Raw genomic sequence first — 20,289 nt, 5'->3', positions numbered from 1 at the left:
CGCTCCTGTTGCAGGTGTCGTGCCGATTTTCCGGTTTCGAATCCGGGGGGCGCCGGCACGTTCGCCGCCCGATCCGCCGCAATGGACATTCCGCATCATAGCATGTCCTCGTGGCGACAGTTGACAAGCATCTCGGCGACGCTCGCGGTATTGGGAAGCGCGATTGCCGTTTCCGCCAGCACCGCGAGGTCGGCGGGCGCGATCATCGCATCGCGCTCGATGGTCTGGACCCCGGCCGTCAGGTCGGTGGCGACGAAGCTCGGGCAAAGCGCCGTGGCGCGCACGCCGTCCTCCCATCCGATGCGCCGTGTGCCATGCGTCAGCGCCATCAGCGCATGCTTGGTCATCGCGTAGCCTATATTGTCGTTTCGCACCCGCTTGCCCGACAGCGAGGCGACGTTGACGATCCGCCCCGTGCCGCTGGCACGCAGATGCGGCAGGCAAGCGCGGGTCAGAAAGAGGGGACCCTTGACATTGACCGCAAGAAGCCTGTCCAGATCGGCCTCGTCGCCCGCGTCGATGGTGAAGCGGTCGGCGATACCGGCGTTGTTCACCAGCCCGTCGAGGCGACCGAAGCGGTCCAGCGTCGCGTCGAGCCAGCCTTGATGGCTGGCGCGGTCGGTCGCGTCGAACCGCGCGGTCAGCAGACGCGGCATGGTCGAAGCGTCGAGTGCGCCCGGATCGCGCATTCCGGCGCTGACGCTGTAGCCTCGCTCGATCAGCCGTTCGACCAGCGCGCGGCCGATGCCCCTGCTGGCGCCCGATACCATGATCACCCGTCCCTGCGGTTCAAGCATCGCTCAACTCCTTCTGTCGTGGTTGCGGCGCGGCGAAGCGTGCGGGCGAGAACGGCGCCATCGCCGCGGTGCCGGTGCCGTCATGCAGGTGTTCGGCCACCATCCGCCCGACCAGCGGCGCCAGGGCAAAGCCGTGCGCCGAGAACCCGAAGGCGTGGACCAGCCCGGCAAGTCGCGGGCTTGGCCCCAGAACCGGCAGACCGTCGGGCATCATGCCCTCCAGCCCGGTCCACGCGCGCACCACGCGAGCCCGCGCCAGGTGCGGAAATATGGCCACTGCATTCCCCAGGCTTGTGCCGATACGCGCCGGATCGAGATCGCCGCGCGCGGTGCGGCAGGTGCCGGCGTCGCGCACGTGCCCCTCGAAGGCGCCGCCGATGACAACGGCGCCCGCGTCGGTCTGCTTGAGCGACAGCTTGAGCCCGTGAACGCCGACCACCGGGGTCAAGAATGGCGCCACCGGGGCCGTCACGATCATCTGCAGCGCGCCGGTGCGCATCGCAAGGCCATCCTCGGATGCCAGATCGCCGCCCCAGGCGCCGGCACAGTTGACCGCCTGCCGCGCGTGGATTTCGCCGCGGTCGGTGTCGATCGACAGCCCGCCATCCCCGGTGCGGGCGATGCCGCGCGCGGGCCGGTTTTCGGTTATGACGACGCCCGCAGACAGGCACGCCTGGCGGTAGGCGTGCAGCGTTGCCATCGGGTCGGCAAAGCCGTCATCCTCGACCACCAGCGCGCCGCGGATATGCCCGGCGCTGGCCGGCAGCCGCGCGCGCACGTCATGCGCGGGGATCAGCCGCTCATGTGTCCAGCCCGCATCGGCGGTGTCGCGGGCGCGGCGTTCCAACGCCACGAGGCCCGGCTCATCCTCGGCCAGACGCATCTGGCCGCTTTGTACAAAGCCCACATCGTGCCCCAGCCGCGCCGCCAGCCCACGCCAAAGGTCCAGTGCGGCGCGCGCCAGCGGGATCTCGGCATGGTGCCGGTTGAGACTGCGCACCCCGCCGGCACTGGCCGACGAGGCGTGGCGGCCGCAACGCGCGGCCTCGATCAACTGCACCGACAGGCCAAGCCTGCGGGCTTCGAAAGCCGTCGCAAGGCCCATGAGGCCGCCGCCGATGATCGCCACATCCGCCATCATGACGCGGCCTCGGGCAGGGCATCCGGTGCGAGGTAATCCATCAGCAACACCGGTTTCAGCGGCGGACGGATTCGCAAGGCGCCGACGGCGTCGGGGGGGCGCCCGGTCTCGTCGGCGATCAGCCGCGTCAGCGGATTGCCGCAAATCCGACCCTGGCACGGCCCCATGCCGCAGCGCGTCAGGGCCTTGACGCGGTTCGGCCCGTCGATCCCGGTGCCAAGGGCTGTGCGCACATCCGCGACACGGACGGCCTCGCACCGGCAGATCAGCGCGTCGTCCGTGGCATGGGCCGACAGTGGAATGGGCGGATAAAGCGCCTCGGGAAGTTGGCGCGCAGCGCGCCGGCGGTTCAGACGTCTGGCAAGGTCGGCGTGGGTGTCTGCACGCCCGGCGCGCGCCAGCACCGACAGCGCCGCTTGCTCGCCTTCGAGGGTGGCGATGCGGACGCCGCCAATGCCGCCGCCGTCGCCGACGATCCAGAGACCCGGCGCGACGGCGCCATCAGCCTCGCGCACGGGCACGAAGGCCCCTTGGCCGGCCTCCCACGCATGGCGCAGGTTCAGAAGGCGGCTGACCTGGGTGTTCGGGATCACGCCGTCATGCACGCCCAGCAGGCGGGCGGGCAGGTGTTGGGCGCGACCGTCACTCGCGAACGACACCGATTGCAGGTGACCGGCGCCGTGGGCGCGCAGGCGTGTGACACGGCGGTAGACCGGTACGCCCGACAGCATCCGGCGCAGCAGCAGCCCGGCGCCCTGGGCCATCAGCCCCGGATCGCCAAGGATGGCGCGAGGCAGCGCCTTGATCGCCCGCGCGAACCCACCGCGCGGGCCAAGATCGAGCAGGGCCGACACGCGCCCGCCCGCCGCGCGCACTTGCGCCAGGGTCAGCAGCACCAGCGGGCCGTGCCCGGCCAGCACAACGCCCTCGGCGTCGGGAACCAGCCCCGATTGCTTGTACGCGGTCTGGATCGCGCCGACGCCCATCACGCCGGGCAATTCGGCGCCGGGAAAGATCAGCGGACGCTCCTGCGCGCCGGTCGCGAGGATCACCGCGCGCGCCGCTGTCCGGCGGATGCGCGGGCTCGTGGCGGTGCCGGGCGCACGCCATGTGATCTCGGTCGGGGCGTCGCGATCCGTGGTCGGTGGTGTCATGTCGACGAGTGTCGCCCCGGCGCGGTGATCCGCGCCCGAGGCCGCGAACCGGCGGAGCGCCGCGTCCGCCGCCGGCCCCGCGTCATGCTGCGCAGAGCCCGCGTTGCGCCAAACCTGTCCGCCGGGGGCGGGTTGCTCGTCAAGCAACAGCACGTCGAGCCCGCCCTCGGCGGCACGTGCCGCGGCCGCCAGCCCCGCCGGGCCGGCGCCGATCACGCAGAGATCGACCCTGTCGCTCATGCGGCCCCCGCGTCTTGGCCCAAAGGGTGCGGCGTCTCGACCACCATCCCCTCGCGCACGCGGACCAGGCAGGCCTGTGCATCCGGCGCGCCGTCGATGGTGCATTGGCAGCCAAAGCATATCCCGATCAGGCAGAAGGGCGCCGACGCCGTGCCGGTCTTCACATTCGCCCCGATCGAGGTGTAGCCCGCCGCGAGCATCGCGGTGGCGACGGTATCACCGGGGCATGCTGTCACGGAATGGCCATCGACGGTGATCGCGATGGTGCCCGTGGCCGGTGCTGTGCGGCGGAAGACGCTCATGCGGCCTCCTCGAAGCGGGCGGGAGAGAATTCCGGGTAGCGCGCGGCGAGCGCGTCGTCGGCGATGGCATGGGCGACCTCGCCGGCGTGCAGGGACGCCAGCGTCACGCCACTGTGGCAGGTGACCAGATAGGCGCCGGGACAGGTGGACGACGCCTCGTAGATCGGCAACCCGTCGGGCGACATCACCCGCAACCCGCCCCAGCTACGCACCAGCCGCGCGCGGGCAAGGGCCGGAAAGCTGCGCACGGCGCGGTCGACGATCTGTCGCGCGACCTCTTGGGTGGTGCCGCGATCAAAACCCGCATCCTCCTTGCTGTCGCCCATCATGACGGTGCCGTCGGCGGTCTGGCGCACCGTGTGGGTGGCCATATCCAGGATCCGCGGCAGGCGTTCGGTGATCAGGATCTGACCGCGCTGCGGGTGCAGCGGCGCGTGCAGTCCCAGATCCGGGGCCAGTTCCGCGTTGCCCAACCCGGCGGCCAGCACGACCCGATCCGCCGCGAGGCGGCCCTCGGCGCCCTCGATCACGAACCCCGAACCCTGCGGGCGCACGTTGGTGACCTGCATCGCCACGATCGTTGTCCGGGTCTGAAGCATCCGTCGCAGCGCGCGCAGTGTCATCAGCGGATCGGCGTGGCCGTCATGCGGGCAATAAGCCGCGCCCACGGCCTGCGGGCCGATGCCGGGGACCAGTTCGCGCAGGGTGTCGCGGTCGATGATCCGGGTGTCATGCGCGCCGCCGGGCTGGTTGTGCAGCCGCGCGAGATTGGCGCGCGTCCGGTCCAACTCGGCGGTGTCGAGCGCGATTCGCACACCGCCGGTGCGCCGATACGCGGGCGACAGGCCGGTGGCCTGCGCGAGATCGCTGGCGAAGCTGTCCCATTCCTGCGCGGCGCGAAAGCTGAGCGTGGCGTAATCCGGCGCGCCAAGGCCCTTGCCCTGCACCCAGACGAGGCCGAAATTGGCGACCGACGCGTGAAAGTCGTCCCCGGCTGCATCGACCAGCGCCACCCGCGCGCCGGTCCGGGCCAGTCCGAGTGCCAGCGCCGAGCCGACAAGCCCGGCCCCGATCACCGCGATATCGGCGCTCGTGCTCATCCGTGAAGCTCCGGCCCGGTTGAATCCTGCGATGCGTCGCGCCCCGCGAATCGCGAGAGGACAAAGGGTGACAGGTCAATGTCCGGCGTGCGCCCCGTGATCAGCGCCGCCATCGCGTGGCCCGTGGCCGGGCCAATGCCGAAGCCGTGGCCCGAGAACCCTGCGGCACAGAAGAGCCCGTCGATGCCCGGCACGGCGTCGAGCGCGGGCAGGCCGTCGGGCGTCAGGTCGATCACGCCGCCCCAGAACGTCTCGACAGGTGTGTCCTTGAGGATCGGAAGCGTTCTGGAAACGGTGGCGATTGTCTGTGCCAGACGCCCGGCGGTGGGGCTGGCCACGGGGGCGCCCTTGGCGTCTTCGGTGATATGTCCCTGCCAGGGGGCGACCCCGCTGGACACGCGCAGGCGCCCGTCCTCCTGCTGGCGCGCGGCCATGTCGGCATTTGCGACGCCCAGCACCGGCCCGAGGCACGGATCGCACGGCACGGTTTGAACGACCGTCACCAGCGGCGTACGCAGCGGCAGATCTGCCCCGAGAGGGGCCAGTAGGCCGGGCGTGCCGATGCCCGCCGCGACGAGACACGCCCCACCCGTCAGCCGTCCCGCATCGGTCCGGATCGCGGAAAAGCGACCTTGCGTGATGTCGAGACCCGTCACGCGGACGCCGGTGTCGATACGTACGCCCATCCGCGTCAGCGCGGTGTGATAGGCGGTTGCCACCGCCACCGGTTCGGCCTGCCCGTCACTGGCGCAGAACGAGGCACACAGGATGTCCGGTGCCAGTGCCGGCACCATGTCGCGCAGGCCATCGGCATCGACCAGCGAGATGTCGAGCCCGGCCGCGGCCTGCTCGGTCACCAGACGCCGGATCACGGGTACCTCGTCCTCGGTTCGGGCCAGCCGCAGATTGCCCGACCGGCGGTACCCCGTGGGCGCGCCCAGTGTGTCGTCAAGCGTTGCCCAACGGGCCACTGCGTCGCGCGCCAGCGCAAGCTCGGCGGGGTGTCGTCCAGATTGGCGCACACCGGCCAGCGTCCAGCCCGAACCCATGGCGGCCGGCGCGTAGGCGTCCACGATGCGCACCGAGATGCCGTCACAGGCCAGCGCATGGGCCGTGGCCAGCCCGGTGATCCCGGCCCCGATGATGATGATATCCGCCTCCTTGTTCATGCGCTTGCCCATCATGCCGCCTTCGTGGTGCGTGCGCCGAAGCGGTCCATCCGATAAGGGGCGTGCGCTACCGGAAGCGTGCCCCCGGTCGCGAGCCGTGCCGCCATCAGACCGGCCCCCAGCCCCAGCCCGAATCCGTGCCCCGACAGCCCCGTGGCGACCACCAGTCCGGGCACGCCGGCGACGCTGTCTATGATCGGCACCTCGTCGGGGGTAACGTCGATCATGCCTGCCCAGGCCTGCACCCGCTCGGCCCCGGCCAGTTGCGGGTAGAGTGCCTGCGCCTCGCGCCAGACATCGTCGAGAAGGCGCGCGTCGGGCTCGGGATCGAGGACGCGCATCTGCTCGAACGGGGTGATCTCGTCGTCGCGCCAGCGGTGATGGCCCAATGGTCCGAAGAACGATTTGCCCAAGCCCAGATCGACGATCCGCCAGCGTTTCTGCAGCATCGGCAGGAAGGCGAACAGATGCCGGAACGCTGCCGGTACAATATCGAAGCGGGCCGCGCCCGCGCGCCCGATGGTATAGCCGCCGTCGCGGCGCGGCCGGATCGAGCCACCCGCAGCGCCGATCATCCCGGCGGGCGGGGCCGCGTTCGCGCGCGCAGGCCCGGTGCGCATGGCCGAGGAACAGACCGCGAGTTGCGGCAGCGACAGGCCGGCATTTTCCAGAAACGGCCGCGACCACGCGCCGCCGGCGAGGATCACCGCGTCGCAGGCCACCGGCCCGTGTTCGGTCATCACGCCGGTGACGCGGCCCGCACTGCGGGTGAGGGTGCGCACCGCCGTCCCCTCGATTATGATCGCCCCAAGGGACTGCGCGCGGCGTGCCAGTTCGGGCACTGCCAGCGACGGTTCCGCCTGGCAATCGTCGGGCGTGGTGATCGCACCCTTAACGTGGGTGGCCGGCGCATCCAGCAGCCCCGATATCTCGGCCCGCGACAGCATCCGGGACGGGATCTCGAACTCCTGCGCATGGGTCAGCCACGCCTCGCGCTCGGCCGCCTCGGAGTCCGATGTGCAAAGATATGTGCACCCGGTCTGCCGAAAGCCGATATCGGTATCGAGCGCCGCGGCGTGACGCCGCCACAGGGCAAGGCTTTCGATCATCAACGGCAATTCGCGCGGGTCTCGGCCTTGCCGGCGCACCCAACCCCAGTTGCGTGACGATTGCTCGGCCGCGACGCGCCCCTTTTCGCACAAGAGTACCGACACGCCCTCTTCGGCCAGCGCGAGCGCCGCGCCGACACCGGCCACGCCGCCGCCGATGACCACCACATCGACCCGCGACGGAAGCGCCGCAGCGGATGTCGGAAAACTGGAAGGCTCGCTCATGATTTCTCCTGCGCGGATTGTCAGCAGCCTGGCATCGGCCCCTGTGGCTGCCATCGTTCGCCAGCGTGGCGGATAATTCAAATATTAAAATTTACTTCTAGTATCCGATTTTGTTATGTTGACAGCATGCTAAGTCAACGCGCCTTGGAGGCGTTTCTTGCCGTGATGCGGGCGGGGTCGGTCTCTGGTGCCGCGGCGCGGCTGTCGATCAGCCAGCCGGCGGCCAGCCGCCTGATTCGGGATCTCGAAACCCAGACCGGGCTGTTGCTGTTCGACCGCGTCGGCAATCGTATCAGCCCCACCGAGGCCGCGCATGCGCTGGCTTCGGAGGTCGAACGCGCATTCGTCGGCCTGTCCGAGATCGAGGTCGCCGCGCGCGAGATCGGCCGCGGCCGGCGCGAGCGACTGCGCATCGCGTCGATGCCGGTGCTGTCGCTGACGCTGATCCCTGACGTGGCCGCCGACATCCAGGCCAGCGGCCACCTGCGCGACCTCGATCTCGAGATCCTGTCGTTCTCGACGCAGTCGGTGATCCACATGGTTGCCAGCCGGCAGGTCGTGCTGGGCTTTGTCGCACCCGTGATGGAGACCCCCGAAATCCGCTTGCTGACGCATGAGCGCGTGCCCATTCGCTGCATCATGGGGCCGGACGACCCCCTGGCGGGATGCGGGCGCGTCCGGATCGATGATCTGTCAGACCGCGCGGTGATCGGTTATTCCTCGACCACCACCAGCGGCGCGATGCTGGACCAGCTTTTCGCGGCGATGCGTGTGCCGCCGCGCATCGTGGCGCGTGCGCGTCTGTCTTCGGTTGTCTCTGCACTGTCGTTGCGGGGGCTGGGGGTCGGGCTTGTCGATGCGTTCACCGCCGCCGACCACGAGGCGCATGGCGGCGTCAGCCGACCGGTCGACATCGTCGAAACCTTCGGCTTCAGCGTGATCACCTCGCGATTGGGGGCGCCGCACCCGGCCGCGGAAATGTTCCTCGATGCGGTGAAAGGCCGTATTTCGCTTTATGCCGACTGGGCCTAGAAGGCCGACCAATATACGACCCCCGAGGGTGGCGTGTCACGGACGATCATTTCAGAACCTTCGGGGGCACTTTCCACTGCGGGAACTTGGATCGGTCGGCCACCGCCACCCGACCGCTAACGAGTGGCACATGATCGACCTGCCGGGAGAAACCTGTGGTGTGGCGGCCGTGTCGGACGCTGATCCAACCGTTGGCTTGGCCATCACCGCGCTCCTCGATCGCCCTTTGGTGCAACGGAAAACCATTCCAAGGCCCCGTCCTGCGGGTGTTCCAGCCTTTCGATCCGGGCATGCGTAAAATGCAAATGGTCGATGCTCCGAACTTGTGGCAATCGGGGATATGGAAAACGGTAACGATCAGGGGGCGTAACCTAATGCTACCAACACTCGGGATTCTTCTCACTTGCCAGTTGATCGGCGAAATCGCGGTGCGTGGTCTCGGCCTGTCCGTTCCGGGCCCGGTTCCGGGTCTCGCGCTGCTTGTTCTCTCGCTGCGTGTCTGGCCCTCTCTTGGCGGACTGCTCAGACCGACCGTGGGTGTCATCCTCGCCAACCTGTCGCTTATGTTCGTGCCGGCGGGTGTGGGGGTGATCGGCAATCTGGAGGTCCTGTCAGCGGACTGGCTTGCATTGCTGGTCGTGCTGACGCTGTCGACGCTGCTGTCCATGCTGGCGGCCGTTGGCACCTTCATCGGGGTGCGGCGCCTGACGGAACGGCGGTCGACATGACCGGCGTGGCACATCTCTGGAGTTATCTGTCCACCACCCCGCTTCTCTGGCTGACCGCGACGGTGCTGGCGTATCTTGCCGCAGATGCGGCGGCGCGACGATTGGGCAATCCGCCCTGGGCCAATCCCGTGCTTCTGTCCGTCTTCCTGATCGCGCCGGTCCTGTGGATCACACGCACCGAATATGCCACGTATTTCGAGGGGGCGCAGTTCATTCATTTCCTGCTGGGGCCGGCCACGGTGGCGTTGGCCCTGCCGCTATGGGACAATCGCGACACCATCCGGCAAACGGTCGCGCCGATCCTGCTGGCGCTGCTGTCGGGCTCTATCGTGGCGGCCGGCTCGGCCATTCTGCTGGCCCGCGCGTTCGGCCTGTCGACCGAGGTCATACTGTCACTTGCGCCGAAATCGACCACGGCCCCCGTGGCGCTCGGGATATCCGAAGCGATCGGGGGCCTGCCAAGCCTGACGGCGGTTCTGGTCATCCTGACCGGAATCATCGGTGCGGTCACCGTGACGCCGCTGATGAGCCTGCTGCGGATCCGGGATTGGCGCGCGCGTGGGTTTGCCGTCGGGGTCGCCGCGCATGGGATCGGGACGGCTCGCGCGTTTCAGGTAAACCCGGTCGCCGGCGCATATGCCGGGATCGCCATGGCGTTGAACGCCTTGCTGACAAGCCTGCTGGTGCCGACGCTGGTGCGTTGCCTCGATCAGGCGGGCGCATGTTTCTGAAAAACCGGGACTTGTCGGGGCAGGGGGCCGGCTTGGACCCTGTTGGACCTCGCTGATCCAGACGCGACAAACGGTTTCCGGGGCGCGGTATCCGCGCGTGAAAATGCGCGTGTCATAAAAATGAAAATTCGCGTTTGCGATGCTTGACGGCGCCAAATCCCGCGCATAGAAGCGACCCACGCTCGTTGGATCGGGCGGGCAGCGGGCGGTTGTAGCTCAGATGGTTAGAGTGCCGGCCTGTCACGCCGGAGGTCGCGGGTTCGAGCCCCGTCAACCGCGCCAGTTGCCCTTTGCAGGAACGATCCAACCCGTGTTTCCCGACATAAACGTGTCGATATAGGCAGCATGTGAAACGCTGCTGCGTCGGCGTGCACCCTAACGTCAAGACAGGGGCATCTCGGGTTTGGGGCCAGTCATCCGCTACCACCGGAAACAAGTGTCGCGGCACCGTGCGGGGTCATTTCCACCTTGACGCCCATCGGGTGTGCCGCGGGTCACATCCTCATTTATCCTTGAGCACGCGATCAGCCTTCTTGCGCACCAGCACCGTGCGCAGATCGTGCATCGCCAGCAGGAGCGGGTCGGTCACCTGTTCGAGCTGATCGTCGGTGGCCTTCGATTGCGCCCATTGCGCGGTGGTGTTGAGATGATCCACCGCGCGCAGGATGTCGTCGATGTCGCGATGGTCCAGCACCGCCTGCCGCTGGGTCATCCAGCCGCGGATCGCGGCGAGGTCGGCCTCGCTCAGGCTGCGGTCGCCGTGCGGCTTGATTTCGCCCTTGCGGATATTGACGACGGCGATCTGGTCCATGTCGATCCGGCGTTGCCGGTTCTCTGTATCGACGCGGAAGACCACGACCCCGTTTTCGCGCACGCGGAAATAATACTCCGGCAGATCGTCGGCCATGTCCGCCTCGTGCCCTCTCTTCAAGTGAACCCTGCGCAAAAGGTCTGAATCCGCCCGCAGGCGTCCTGCAATACCACGTCCGAGGTCGCATAGCTGACCCGGAAATTCGGCGAAAGTCCGAAGGCCGCGCCGAACACCACCGCGACCCCGGTTTCCTCCAGCAGGGCGGTCGCGAAGGCCTCGTCCGAGTCGATCAGCGCACCACCGGCACTCGTCTTGCCGATCAGGCCCTTGATGCTCGGATAGACGTAAAAGGCACCATCGGGCACCGGACATGTCACACCCTCGATCTCGTTCAGCATCGATACCACCAGATCGCGGCGGCGCTTGAAGACCGCATTGTTGGCGGCGATGAAATCGTGCGGGCCGTTCAGCGCCTCGACCGCCGCCCACTGGCTGATCGTGCAGGGGTTCGAGGTGGATTGCGACTGGATCTTGCGCATCGCGCCGATTAGCGTCTGCGGGCCTGCCGCAAAGCCGATGCGCCAGCCGGTCATGCAATAGGCCTTGCTGACGCCGTTGCAGGTCAGCGTGCGCGCGTAGAGGCCCGGCTCGACCTGCGCGGGGGTGCAGAAGGTGAAATCGTCATAGGCCAGATGCTCGTACATGTCGTCGGTCATCACCCAGACATGGCTGTGCCGCATCAGCACATCGGTCAGCGCCTTCAATTCGTCCCACGCATACCCTGCGCCCGTCGGGTTCGAGGGCGAGTTGAAGATGACCCAGCGGGTGCGCGGTGTGATCGCGGCCTCCAGCGCCTCGGCCGTCAATTTGAACCCGGTCTCCAGGCCCGCGGCAACGATCACCGGCTCTCCGCCGGCCAGACGGACCATGTCTGGATAGCTGACCCAGTAGGGCGCCGGGATCACCACCTCGTCGCCGGGATTCAGCGTGGCCATCAGCGCGTTGTAAAGGATCTGCTTGCCGCCCGAGGCCACGCTGACCTGCGCCGGGGTGTAATCCAGCCCGTTATCGCGCCGGAACTTGGCGCAGACCGCCTCTTTCAGCTCGGCGATGCCATCGACGGGCGTGTACTTCGTGCGCCCCGCCTCGATGGCGCGGATGCCGGCCGCCTTGATGTGATCCGGCGTGTCGAAATCCGGCTCGCCCGCGCCCAGGCCGATCACGTCCCGGCCCTGCGCCGCAAGCTCTTGTGCCTTGGTCGTCACGGCGATGGTGGGCGAGGGGTTCACACGCGATAATGTCGCGGAAAGGATCGACATCGCCGTCTCCGGTTTGAATTCACATGTCCGATCTCATAGGGTACGGTCAAGGGTGGATCAAGGATGATCACCGGAAAGGGAAGAGATGACGACTGACACCAATGAAAGCTGGTTCGACCCGGATGCAACCACCTTCGGCGACCGTGTCGCGGGGGCGCGTCAGCACGCGGGCATGACACAGGCCGATCTGGCCAAGCGGCTCGGCGTCAAGCTAAAGACGTTGCGCGCCTGGGAAGACGACCAGTCCGAACCGCGCGCCAACAAGCTGTCGATGATGGCGGGGCTGCTGAACGTGTCGCTGCTCTGGCTGCTGTCGGGCGAGGGCGACGGCCCTGACAGCCCCACCTTGGGCGAGCTGTCGCCCGATATCAGCGAGATGCTGACCGAGATCCGTGATATCCGGGCGCAGATGGCGCTGTCCACCGATCGTCTGGGGCGGCTCGAGAAAAGCCTGCGCGCCAAGCTGAGGGAAGAAGCCGTTGACTGACGAGACACGCGAAAACCGCATCCGGCGCCTTTCGATGCGTTCCATGCGGCGCGGCATCAAGGAAATGGACGTCATCCTGAGTCGCTACGCCGCGGCCAAGCTCGCGGACATGGATGATGCCGCGCTCGATCGGTATGACGCGCTGCTGGTGGAAAACGATCAGGATCTTTATCAATGGGTGACGGGACAGGTGCCGCCGCCCGATCAGCATGCCGGTCTTGTCGACGACATAAACCGCGTGGCCTGCACCCCCGAGTAGATCGCATTTTAGGCGCTCTTGGCGGGATTTAACCGATTATTGGGCTTTATCGCCCAAGGTCCGTTACGAACAGTATCGTACGGAGTCGGAAATGAGTTTTCAGAAATCCCTCAACTCGCCGGACGGGCAGGCCGCGTTCATAACCGGCTATCTCGACGCGTTGTCACTTGTCGAGCGGTTGCACCGGTTGCTGCTCGACGTGATCAAGGATGAATTCGAACGGGTCGGTATTCTGGACATCAACGCCGTTCAGGCGCTTTTGCTGTTCAATATCGGCGATCACGAGGTGACGGCGGGCGAACTCAAGACGCGGGGATACTACCAGGGCAGCAATGTCAGCTACAACCTCAAGAAACTGGTCGAAACGGGCTACATGAACCACCAGCGCTGCGAAGTGGATCGGCGCGCCGTCCGCGTGCGATTGACGGAAAAGGGCCGCGGTATCCGCGACGTGGTTGCGGCACTGTTCGCGCGCCATGCCGAGGGGCTGGAAGCGCATGGCGTGCTTGGCCCGGACGGCATCGACCAGATCACGAGATTGCTACGCCGGGTCGAGCGGTACTGGAGCGATCAGATCCGCTACATCTACTGATCGTGCAGCGCGCCAACCTGCAGGTCGCTGATCTCTCGGAAAAGCTTGCGACCCATGGCGCGCTCGAAATCGTCAAAGCCCCGCGCGGTTTCCAGGAACGCGGCCGGACCGTGCAGGACCTCGTCGCGGTAATGACCCAGCACGTCGGGATCGTGCCCAAGGATGACAAGGCCGTTCACCGTGATGCCCTCGAACGGGAAATGCCGGTAGGCAAGGGTGGGCGCGAAACCCTGATTGGTGATGCCGTCACCCGAGACATCGATAACCCGTCGCGCGCAGTCCGGTGCCCGCGCCATCAGTCGCGACCCATACCCCAGGGCATATCCAAGCGCGGTGGGATGCTCTGCCGTGGACCGCTCCATCCCTGCGATGATGCTGGCCGCGCGGGTGATATCGGCCTCGCGGCGCAACGGCGTCCAGTCCAGATGCAGCCTCTCCTGAAATCGTCCGCTCCATTCATAGACCGCCAGGGCGACGTCTCCGGCGCTGTCTTGCAAGATCGCGTGCCGGATATCGGGTGCGTCAAGTGCCGCAGCCAGGCCCGCGCGCTGCAGATCGTATTCGCGCGCATCCACTGACGCCGACACATCCAGCGCGAGCACCAGCGCGAGGCGGCAGGCCGCCTCGGCCGGTGTCGTCAGAACGGCTGAAAAGAGCGCGCCAAGCCTTACCAATGCCCGGTATTTTCCATGCTGGCCCACGGCTCTACCGGTGTCAGTGCCTCGCCCTGCTGCAACAATTCCACCGAGATGTTGTCGGGGCTGCGCACGAACGCCATCCGCCCGTCGCGCGGGGGGCGGTTGATTGTCACGCCGTTATCCATCAGGTGCTGACACATCTCGTGGATATTCTCGACCGAGTAGGCCAGATGCCCGAAATGCCGGCTGTCCGAAGGCAGCCCCTCGTCGCCGTCCCAGTTCCATGTCAGTTCGACGGGGCATTCCTCCTGCCCCTCGGGAGCCATGAAGACAAGGGTGAATCGCCCGGCCTCGACCTCTGTGCGCCGCGTCTCCTTGAGGCCCAGAAGGCCGAAGAACCGCATCGTCGCGTCCAGATCCTTGACCCGGACCATGGTGTGCAGATACCTGATATTCATGTGATCTCCTTTGGTGTCATCGCGTCACAGGATAAGCGCCTGAGACATGGTGTCGAGGGCCAGGGCGATATTCCGCATCGCCGCATGGCACCCGCCGGTCCCAAGGTCTATTGTGCGGTCACGACTCAGCCCATCCGAAAGGCCCCGCCATGCCCCTCAGCCCAGATCAACAGGCCGAAATCGACGCACAGCGCGCCGCGCCACGCGAAACCCTGCGTGCCACGGCCGCGGGAATGGAGCGGCATCTGTACACCGCCCAACCGGTGCTTGATCACGGGTTCGTGCGGGTGATCGACTACATGGGCGATGACGCGGCGATCTGCCAGGCGGCGCGGGTATCTTACGGGCGCGGCACCAAATCCGTCAGCAATGACGAGGGGCTGATCCGCTACCTGATGCGGCACTGGCATTCGACCCCGTTCGAGATGTGCGAGATAAAGCTGCACGTGAAGCTGCCGGTCTTTGTCGCTCGGCAGTGGATCCGGCACCGCACCGCCAATGTCAACGAATACTCGGCCCGTTACTCGATCCTCGACCGCGAGTTCTACATCCCCGCGCCCGAGGTTCTCTCGGCGCAGTCCACCACCAACAATCAGGGCCGCGGCGCGACCCTTGAAGGCGAAGAGGCCGACCGCGTTCTGCGGATCTTGCGCGAGGACGCGATGCGCTGCTACGATCACTACGAGGAGATGATCGGGCAGGATGGCCAGCAGGGCCTTGCCCGTGAACTGGCCCGCATGAACCTGCCCGCGAATATCTATACGCAGTGGTACTGGAAGACCGATCTGCACAACCTGCTGCATTTCCTGCGCCTGCGGGCGGACAGCCACGCGCAGTATGAAATCCGGGTCTATGCCGAGGCGATCGCGGCCATCGTGGCCGAGTGGGTGCCTTCGGCCTACCGTGCCTTCGCCGATTACCGCATGGGCGGGGCCACGCTATCGGCCACGGCGCTGGATTGCCTGCGCAGGATGTTGGCGGGCGAAGAGGTGACGCAGGAAACCTCGGGCATGTCAAAAGGCGAGTGGCGCGAGTTTCAGGGCGTAATCGCGCCGTGATACGCCCCACGTGCGCTTTACCTTCCGCGCCGGATATTCTAGCGCTATGCGCGGCGGGCGAACATCGGATACCACCGCCGGCATCGGTGCCGCCTCGGGTATAGATCACGACCGGCCCGGCGGCGAACATGGGGACGGACATGACCAAGCGCGCTTTGATCACCGGGATCACCGGGCAGGACGGATCCTACCTGGCAGAGTTCCTGCTGGCGAAGGGATATGAGGTGCACGGCATCAAACGCCGGGCGTCCATGTTCAACACGCAGCGGATCGACCATATCTATCAGGATCCGCATTCCAACCATCAGCGGCTGAAGCTGCATTACGGCGACCTGACCGACAGCTCCAACCTGACCCGGATCCTCAGCGAGGTTCGCCCCGACGAGGTGTACAATCTTGGGGCGCAAAGCCATGTCGCCGTCAGTTTCGAGGCGCCCGAATACACCGCCGACGTGGACGCCATGGGTACGCTGCGCCTGCTCGAGGCGATCCGGTTTCTGGGTCTGGACAAGACGACGCGCTTTTACCAGGCGTCCACCTCGGAACTTTACGGGCTTGTGCAGGAGACGCCGCAGCGCGAGACGACGCCGTTTCACCCGCGCAGCCCCTACGCCGTGGCCAAGATCTATGCCTACTGGATGACCGTCAACTATCGCGAGGCCTATGGGATGTATGCCTGCAACGGTATCCTGTTCAACCACGAGAGCCCGCGCCGGGGCGAGACCTTCGTGACGCGCAAGATCACCCGCGGGCTGGCCAATATCGCGCAGGGGCTGGAGCCATGCCTGTACATGGGCAACATAGATGCGCTGCGCGACTGGGGCCATGCCCGCGATTACGTCCGCATGCAGTGGATGATGCTGCAACAGGACGTGGCCGAGGATTTCGTCATCGCCACCGGCACGCAGTATTCGGTGCGGGATTTCATCCGCTGGACCGCCGCAGAGCTTGGCCTGACGCTGGATTTCACCGGCGACGGGGTGGACGAGATCGCGACGGTCGTGGACGTGGCGGGCGACAAGGCCCCCGCTCTCAAGCCCGGTGACGTGATCCTGCGCATCGACCCGCGCTACTTTCGCCCCGCCGAGGTCGAGACGCTGTTGGGAGATCCGTCAAAAGCCAAGGAAAAGCTGGGCTGGGAGCCCGAAATCACCGCGCAACAGATGTGCGCCGAGATGGTGGCAGAGGATCTCCGGGTGGCGCAGCGCCATTCGTTTCTCAAGGCCAACAGCTATGACCTGCCGATCTCGATGGAGCAAAGCTGAACAGGTCGCCGCGTGCGTGCTTGACTTTACGTCAGCTTTGGCGATTAAAATACCGGATGACATGCCGGATCATGCCTTTGCTTTCGGTGCTTGCCCTGGTCAGTTGCGGGCCCGTTCCCGACGATGACTTTGTGGTCATGGAGCCGGAGCCCTCGGTAGCAGCACCTCCGCCTGAACTGGAGGGGCTCAAGGTGTCCCGCGAATTTCGCAAGATGGACGACCGCGAGATCCCGCCCTTCGCCGGCCTCGCCGTCGTCGCGTTCCCGCGAAACCCCGGCGGCACCATGCGCGCGCGTGCCGAAATCATTTGCAAGGCTTTTCTGCGCGACGTCTTCACTGTCGAGATGGTCGCAAGCAACGATACGCCGCGCAGCGCGCAGGTTGTCACCGTCTGGCCCGTACGATCGGCGCGCAAGGCGGACCAGCTCGAGGATTTGTCAGACGGCGTGCCCACTGATGCCGTCGCGGAAAAGGTATGCCGACAGGCCGTGACGTCGTATGACCTGAACGCCGGCCAGAAGGCGATTGCGGATGCCGCGACATTCTTCGAAAGCCGCGGCAAACGCGCCGTCGCCGACCGGATCGATGCGCCGGTTCAGGAAGGGCCATGGCTTCTGGCGTGGGCACCGGGCGACGGCAAGGGAAAGACGACCGACAACGTGCTCGTTCTCGCGTTCGATCTGTCGCACGTCGATACCGAGACGGAAGCCGAGCATGTTTTCCAGGCGTGGCGCGATGCGATAGAAGACAATACCGGCCTGTGGCGACAAAATCGCATCGCGAATTCCAGTTGGAGCGCGGCGATCATCCGCTTCGCCAATGCGCTGGGCCGGGATCTCGCGTTTTACAAGGACCTGTCCAACTGACGCGATGGAGGCATGGATGCTGAAAAGCATGGGGGTAAGCGCGGCGGCCGGCCTGCTGCTGGGGATTGTCGTGATCGTCTGGCTGGACGGCACGGTCGCGCCGGGTGGCGTGGGACTTGACCGGTACGGCAAGGCCGGCATTATCCTGATCTGCACCGCGATCTGCACCGTTCTGGGCGGTGTTTTCGGGTATTTCAAGGGAAGTTCGCCGGACTGACGGCAACCCGTCTGGACCGCGCGCCTTTCGGATGTCATACGCAAGGGGCGGTCGCAGGCGGAAGGTGAACATGCACAAGATCTATGTAGCCGGGCATCGGGGCATGGTGGGCGGCGCGATCCTGCGCAGTCTGGAGGCGCGGCGCACGGCGGGCGAGGACCTGACGCTTGTCACCGCCACCCATGCCGAACTCGACCTCACCGAGCAGGCGGCGGTACGCGATTTCATGCAGGATCAGCAGCCGGACGTCGTGATACTTGCCGCAGCCCGCGTGGGGGGCATTCATGCCAACGCCACCTATCCGGCCGAGTTCATCCATGAAAACCTGATGATCGAATGCAACGTGATCCATCAGGCGCATCAGGCCGGGGTGCGGCGTCTGCTGCAACTGGGATCAAGCTGCATTTACCCAAAGGCCGCATCGCAGCCCATGCGCGAGGATGCCCTGCTGACCGGTCCGCTGGAGCCCACGAACGAGCCTTACGCCATCGCCAAGATCGCCGGTATCAAGTTGTGCGAGAGCTACAATCGCCAGTTCGGCACCGATTATCGGTCTGTCATGCCCACCAACCTGTATGGTCCCGGCGACAACTTCCACCCCGAGAATTCGCATGTCCTGCCGGCGCTGATCCGCCGCTTTCACGAGGCGCGCGAACAGGGGCTTGAGGCGGTGACGATCTGGGGCACGGGCCGGCCGATGCGCGAATTCCTGCATGTCGACGACATGGCCGAGGCGTCGCTTTTCGTGCTGGATCTCGACAAGGCCACCTATGACGCCAACACCGACCCGATGCTCAGTCACATCAACGTGGGCACCGGGTCGGATATCGCGATCCTCGATCTGGCGCGGATGGTGGCGCGTGTGACCGGGTTTCAGGGCCGCATCGCCACTGATCCGACCAAGCCCGACGGCACCCCGCGCAAGCTGCTGGATGTAAGCCGCCTCGGCGACATGGGCTGGCGTGCCCGGATCGGGCTGGAACAGGGGATCGCCGAAACGTATCGGTGGTTTCTTGACCACAGGGACGATTTTCGCGGCTGAGGCCGTTCAATTCTCAAAGGGGGCGCGCACATGGCTCAGGACATTCACCCGCTGCTGCTGTGTGGCGGCTCGGGCACGCGGCTCTGGCCGCTCTCGCGCAAGAGCTATCCCAAGCAGTTCACCAAGCTGACCGGCGAGGAGAGCCTGTTTCAGGCGTCGGCGCGCCGGCTGTCGGGGCCGGGCTTTGCGGCGCCGTCGGTGATCACCGGGGCCGATTACCGCTTTGTCGTGACCGAGCAGTTGGCCGGGGCCGAGATTGCCGCCGAGGCAACGCTGATCGAACCCGAGGGGCGCAACACCGCCCCCGCGATCCTTGCCGCTGCGCTGGAATTGCACGCGCGCGCACCGGGCGCGCTGATGCTGGTGGCCCCGTCCGATCACGTGATCCCGGACGAAGAGGCGTTTCGCGCCGCTGTGCAGGCGGCCGTGCCCGCGGCCGAGGCCGGGCAGCTCGTGACCTTCGGCATTCGTCCCGACCGGCCAGAGACGGGCTATGGCTGGCTTGCGCTCAGTCAGATGCCCGAGACCGATTTCGCGCCCGTGCCACAACCGCTCAAGGGGTTTGTCGAAAAACCGGACGCGGTCACGGCGCAAGAGCTTCTTGCCGGTGGCATGCATCTTTGGAACGCCGGTATCTTCCTGTTTTCCACCGACGCGATCCTCGCCGCGTTCGAGGTGCATCAGCCCGAGATGTTCGCCGCAGTGACCCGTGCCGTCGATCGCGCCGAGCGTGATCTGCATTTCCTGCGGCTCGATCCGGCGGCTTGGGCCGAGTGCGCCGATATCTCGATCGACTACGCGGTGATGGAAAAGGCCCGTAACCTGACGGTCGTTCCATACGGTGGCGCATGGTCCGATCTGGGCGGCTGGGACGCGGTCTGGCGCGAAAGCGGTCCGGACGCGGCCGGGGTGGTCACCGGCGGACCGGCCACGGCCATCGACTGCACCGGCAGCCTGTTGCGCGCCGAAGACCCGCAGCAGGCGCTGGTCGGCATCGGCCTGCAGGATATCATCGCGGTCGCCATGCCGGACGCGGTTCTGGTCGCCCACAAGGACCGGGCCCAGGACGTGAAACAGGCCGTCGTTGCGCTGAAGGCGCAAGGCGCCAAGCAGGCCGAGACGCTGCCGCGTGACTACCGCCCGTGGGGCTGGTTCGAGAGCCTGGCCCTGGGCGGGCGCTTTCAGGTAAAGCGGATCCATGTCCATCCCGGCGCGGCACTGTCGCTGCAAAGCCATCACCACCGCTCGGAACACTGGATCGTGGTGGCCGGTACTGCACGCGTCACCATAGATGACGAGGTGCGGCTGCTGAGCGAAAACCAGTCCGTCTATATCCCGCTCGGAGCGGTGCACCGGATGGAGAATCCCGGCAAGGTGCCGATGGTGCTGATAGAGGTACAAACCGGCAGCTATCTGGGCGAGGACGATATCACCCGCTATGACGACATTTACGCCCGCGGCCAGGGCGCGAAGGGATGATCGCCCGGCGCCCGTCAACGTCGCGGGTGGACAAAGCAATTGACCGCGACAAACCCGTCTGCCATGCCCG

At 66.3% G+C, this 20,289-nt stretch carries 23 protein-coding genes and 1 tRNA gene; 13 read left to right on the top strand and 11 right to left on the bottom strand.

The annotated features are described in order from the left end of the window. Positions 1-95: 95 nt before the first annotated feature. Genes ACROSR_RS07295 through ACROSR_RS07265 form a run of 7 tightly spaced genes read right to left on the bottom strand, consistent with a single transcriptional unit; the run spans position 96 to position 7,237 of the window. Complete coding sequence (locus ACROSR_RS07295; protein WP_432683548.1) at positions 96-797, bottom strand: SDR family NAD(P)-dependent oxidoreductase; 702 nt, start codon at positions 795-797, stop codon at positions 96-98. After that, entirely contained in the window at positions 790-1,938 is a 1,149-nt protein-coding gene (locus ACROSR_RS07290; protein WP_432683546.1) for an NAD(P)/FAD-dependent oxidoreductase, read from the bottom strand. Before ACROSR_RS07290 ends, ACROSR_RS07295 begins: the two co-directional genes overlap by 8 nt. After that, positions 1,935-3,332: an FAD-dependent oxidoreductase gene (locus ACROSR_RS07285; RefSeq protein ID WP_432683544.1), complete on the bottom strand. Its 1,398-nt coding sequence runs from the start codon at positions 3,330-3,332 to the stop codon at positions 1,935-1,937. Before ACROSR_RS07285 ends, ACROSR_RS07290 begins: the two co-directional genes overlap by 4 nt. After that, a complete protein-coding gene (locus tag ACROSR_RS07280) occupies positions 3,329-3,634 on the bottom strand; it encodes a (2Fe-2S)-binding protein (protein WP_432683542.1) in 306 nt (101 codons plus the stop codon). The genes ACROSR_RS07285 and ACROSR_RS07280 overlap by 4 nt, the downstream gene beginning before the upstream one ends. Continuing rightward, positions 3,631-4,734, bottom strand: a complete 1,104-nt coding sequence (locus ACROSR_RS07275; protein WP_432683540.1) for an NAD(P)/FAD-dependent oxidoreductase — start codon at positions 4,732-4,734, stop codon at positions 3,631-3,633. Before ACROSR_RS07275 ends, ACROSR_RS07280 begins: the two co-directional genes overlap by 4 nt. Next, on the bottom strand, positions 4,731-5,915 hold the full coding sequence (locus ACROSR_RS07270) for an NAD(P)/FAD-dependent oxidoreductase (RefSeq protein WP_432683538.1): 1,185 nt from the start codon (positions 5,913-5,915) through the stop codon (positions 4,731-4,733). Before ACROSR_RS07270 ends, ACROSR_RS07275 begins: the two co-directional genes overlap by 4 nt. Further along, the gene (locus ACROSR_RS07265; protein WP_432683536.1) at positions 5,915-7,237 is read right to left on the bottom strand and encodes an NAD(P)/FAD-dependent oxidoreductase; all 1,323 of its coding nucleotides are present in this window, start codon (positions 7,235-7,237) and stop codon (positions 5,915-5,917) included. Before ACROSR_RS07265 ends, ACROSR_RS07270 begins: the two co-directional genes overlap by 1 nt. Before the next feature lie 126 nt (positions 7,238-7,363). On the opposite strand from ACROSR_RS07265, the gene ACROSR_RS07260 reads away from it, so the two are divergent. The 4 genes from ACROSR_RS07260 to ACROSR_RS07245 all read left to right on the top strand — a co-directional run bounded on the left by ACROSR_RS07260 (position 7,364) and on the right by ACROSR_RS07245 (position 10,010). Beyond that, on the top strand, positions 7,364-8,269 hold the full coding sequence (locus ACROSR_RS07260) for a LysR family transcriptional regulator (RefSeq protein ID WP_432683534.1): 906 nt from the start codon (positions 7,364-7,366) through the stop codon (positions 8,267-8,269). A 410-nt stretch (positions 8,270-8,679) separates the two neighbouring features. Next, positions 8,680-8,997 carry a CidA/LrgA family protein gene (locus ACROSR_RS07255; RefSeq protein WP_432683532.1) on the top strand — a complete coding sequence of 106 codons (318 nt, stop codon included), beginning with the start codon at positions 8,680-8,682 and terminating at the stop codon, positions 8,995-8,997. Further along, entirely contained in the window at positions 8,994-9,728 is a 735-nt protein-coding gene (locus ACROSR_RS07250) for an LrgB family protein (protein WP_432683530.1), read from the top strand. The genes ACROSR_RS07255 and ACROSR_RS07250 overlap by 4 nt, the downstream gene beginning before the upstream one ends. A 205-nt stretch (positions 9,729-9,933) precedes the next feature. Continuing rightward, positions 9,934-10,010, top strand: a tRNA-Asp gene (locus ACROSR_RS07245). A 220-nt stretch (positions 10,011-10,230) separates the two neighbouring features. On the opposite strand, the gene ACROSR_RS07240 is transcribed toward ACROSR_RS07245, so the two are convergent. Then, on the bottom strand, positions 10,231-10,635 hold the full coding sequence (locus tag ACROSR_RS07240) for a hypothetical protein (RefSeq protein WP_432683528.1): 405 nt from the start codon (positions 10,633-10,635) through the stop codon (positions 10,231-10,233). A 20-nt stretch (positions 10,636-10,655) separates the two neighbouring features. Next, complete coding sequence (locus ACROSR_RS07235; RefSeq protein WP_432683526.1) at positions 10,656-11,858, bottom strand: pyridoxal phosphate-dependent aminotransferase; 1,203 nt, start codon at positions 11,856-11,858, stop codon at positions 10,656-10,658. Between the two features lie 85 nt (positions 11,859-11,943). Here ACROSR_RS07235 and ACROSR_RS07230 point away from each other — a divergent pair, with 85 nt between their 5' ends. The 3 genes from ACROSR_RS07230 (at position 11,944) to ACROSR_RS07220 (ending at position 13,196) form a co-directional block, all read left to right on the top strand. After that, on the top strand, positions 11,944-12,345 hold the full coding sequence (locus ACROSR_RS07230; protein ID WP_432683524.1) for a helix-turn-helix domain-containing protein: 402 nt from the start codon (positions 11,944-11,946) through the stop codon (positions 12,343-12,345). A 34-nt stretch (positions 12,346-12,379) separates the two neighbouring features. Beyond that, complete coding sequence (locus ACROSR_RS07225; RefSeq protein ID WP_432683582.1) at positions 12,380-12,604, top strand: succinate dehydrogenase assembly factor 2; 225 nt, start codon at positions 12,380-12,382, stop codon at positions 12,602-12,604. A 91-nt stretch (positions 12,605-12,695) separates the two neighbouring features. After that, entirely contained in the window at positions 12,696-13,196 is a 501-nt protein-coding gene (locus ACROSR_RS07220; protein ID WP_432683522.1) for a MarR family winged helix-turn-helix transcriptional regulator, read from the top strand. Here the strand turns inward: ACROSR_RS07220 and ACROSR_RS07215 are convergent. Together ACROSR_RS07215 and ACROSR_RS07210 are read right to left on the bottom strand one after the other, a co-directional pair. Continuing rightward, positions 13,190-13,897 (bottom strand): DUF1194 domain-containing protein, encoded by a 708-nt coding sequence (locus ACROSR_RS07215; RefSeq protein ID WP_432683520.1) that lies wholly within the window; start codon positions 13,895-13,897, stop codon positions 13,190-13,192. The genes ACROSR_RS07220 and ACROSR_RS07215 overlap by 7 nt on opposite strands. Next, positions 13,864-14,292 carry a VOC family protein gene (locus tag ACROSR_RS07210; RefSeq protein ID WP_432683518.1) on the bottom strand — a complete coding sequence of 143 codons (429 nt, stop codon included), beginning with the start codon at positions 14,290-14,292 and terminating at the stop codon, positions 13,864-13,866. The genes ACROSR_RS07215 and ACROSR_RS07210 overlap by 34 nt, the downstream gene beginning before the upstream one ends. A gap of 149 nt (positions 14,293-14,441) precedes the next feature. Here ACROSR_RS07210 and thyX point away from each other — a divergent pair, with 149 nt between their 5' ends. The 6 genes from thyX (at position 14,442) to ACROSR_RS07180 (ending at position 20,219) form a co-directional block, all read left to right on the top strand. Continuing rightward, the gene (thyX, locus tag ACROSR_RS07205; protein WP_432683516.1) at positions 14,442-15,350 is read left to right on the top strand and encodes an FAD-dependent thymidylate synthase; all 909 of its coding nucleotides are present in this window, start codon (positions 14,442-14,444) and stop codon (positions 15,348-15,350) included. Between the two features lie 140 nt (positions 15,351-15,490). Continuing rightward, complete coding sequence (gene gmd / locus ACROSR_RS07200; RefSeq protein ID WP_432683514.1) at positions 15,491-16,615, top strand: GDP-mannose 4,6-dehydratase; 1,125 nt, start codon at positions 15,491-15,493, stop codon at positions 16,613-16,615. Positions 16,616-16,701: 86 nt separating this feature from the next. After that, a complete protein-coding gene (locus ACROSR_RS07195; RefSeq protein ID WP_432683512.1) occupies positions 16,702-17,481 on the top strand; it encodes a hypothetical protein in 780 nt (259 codons plus the stop codon). 16 nt (positions 17,482-17,497) lie between these two features. Next, positions 17,498-17,698 (top strand): hypothetical protein, encoded by a 201-nt coding sequence (locus ACROSR_RS07190; protein WP_432683510.1) that lies wholly within the window; start codon positions 17,498-17,500, stop codon positions 17,696-17,698. A 70-nt stretch (positions 17,699-17,768) separates the two neighbouring features. Then, the gene (fcl, locus tag ACROSR_RS07185) at positions 17,769-18,740 is read left to right on the top strand and encodes a GDP-L-fucose synthase (RefSeq protein ID WP_432683508.1); all 972 of its coding nucleotides are present in this window, start codon (positions 17,769-17,771) and stop codon (positions 18,738-18,740) included. A gap of 30 nt (positions 18,741-18,770) precedes the next feature. Continuing rightward, positions 18,771-20,219 carry a mannose-1-phosphate guanylyltransferase/mannose-6-phosphate isomerase gene (locus ACROSR_RS07180; RefSeq protein WP_432683506.1) on the top strand — a complete coding sequence of 483 codons (1,449 nt, stop codon included), beginning with the start codon at positions 18,771-18,773 and terminating at the stop codon, positions 20,217-20,219. Positions 20,220-20,289: the final 70 nt, after the last annotated feature.

Source organism: Roseovarius tibetensis, from assembly GCF_050896375.1.
In the GTDB taxonomy this organism is placed as follows: domain Bacteria; phylum Pseudomonadota; class Alphaproteobacteria; order Rhodobacterales; family Rhodobacteraceae; genus Roseovarius; species Roseovarius tibetensis.
Note: the sequence above shows the minus strand (reverse complement) of the source record. Positions and strands in the feature narration are given on the sequence as shown.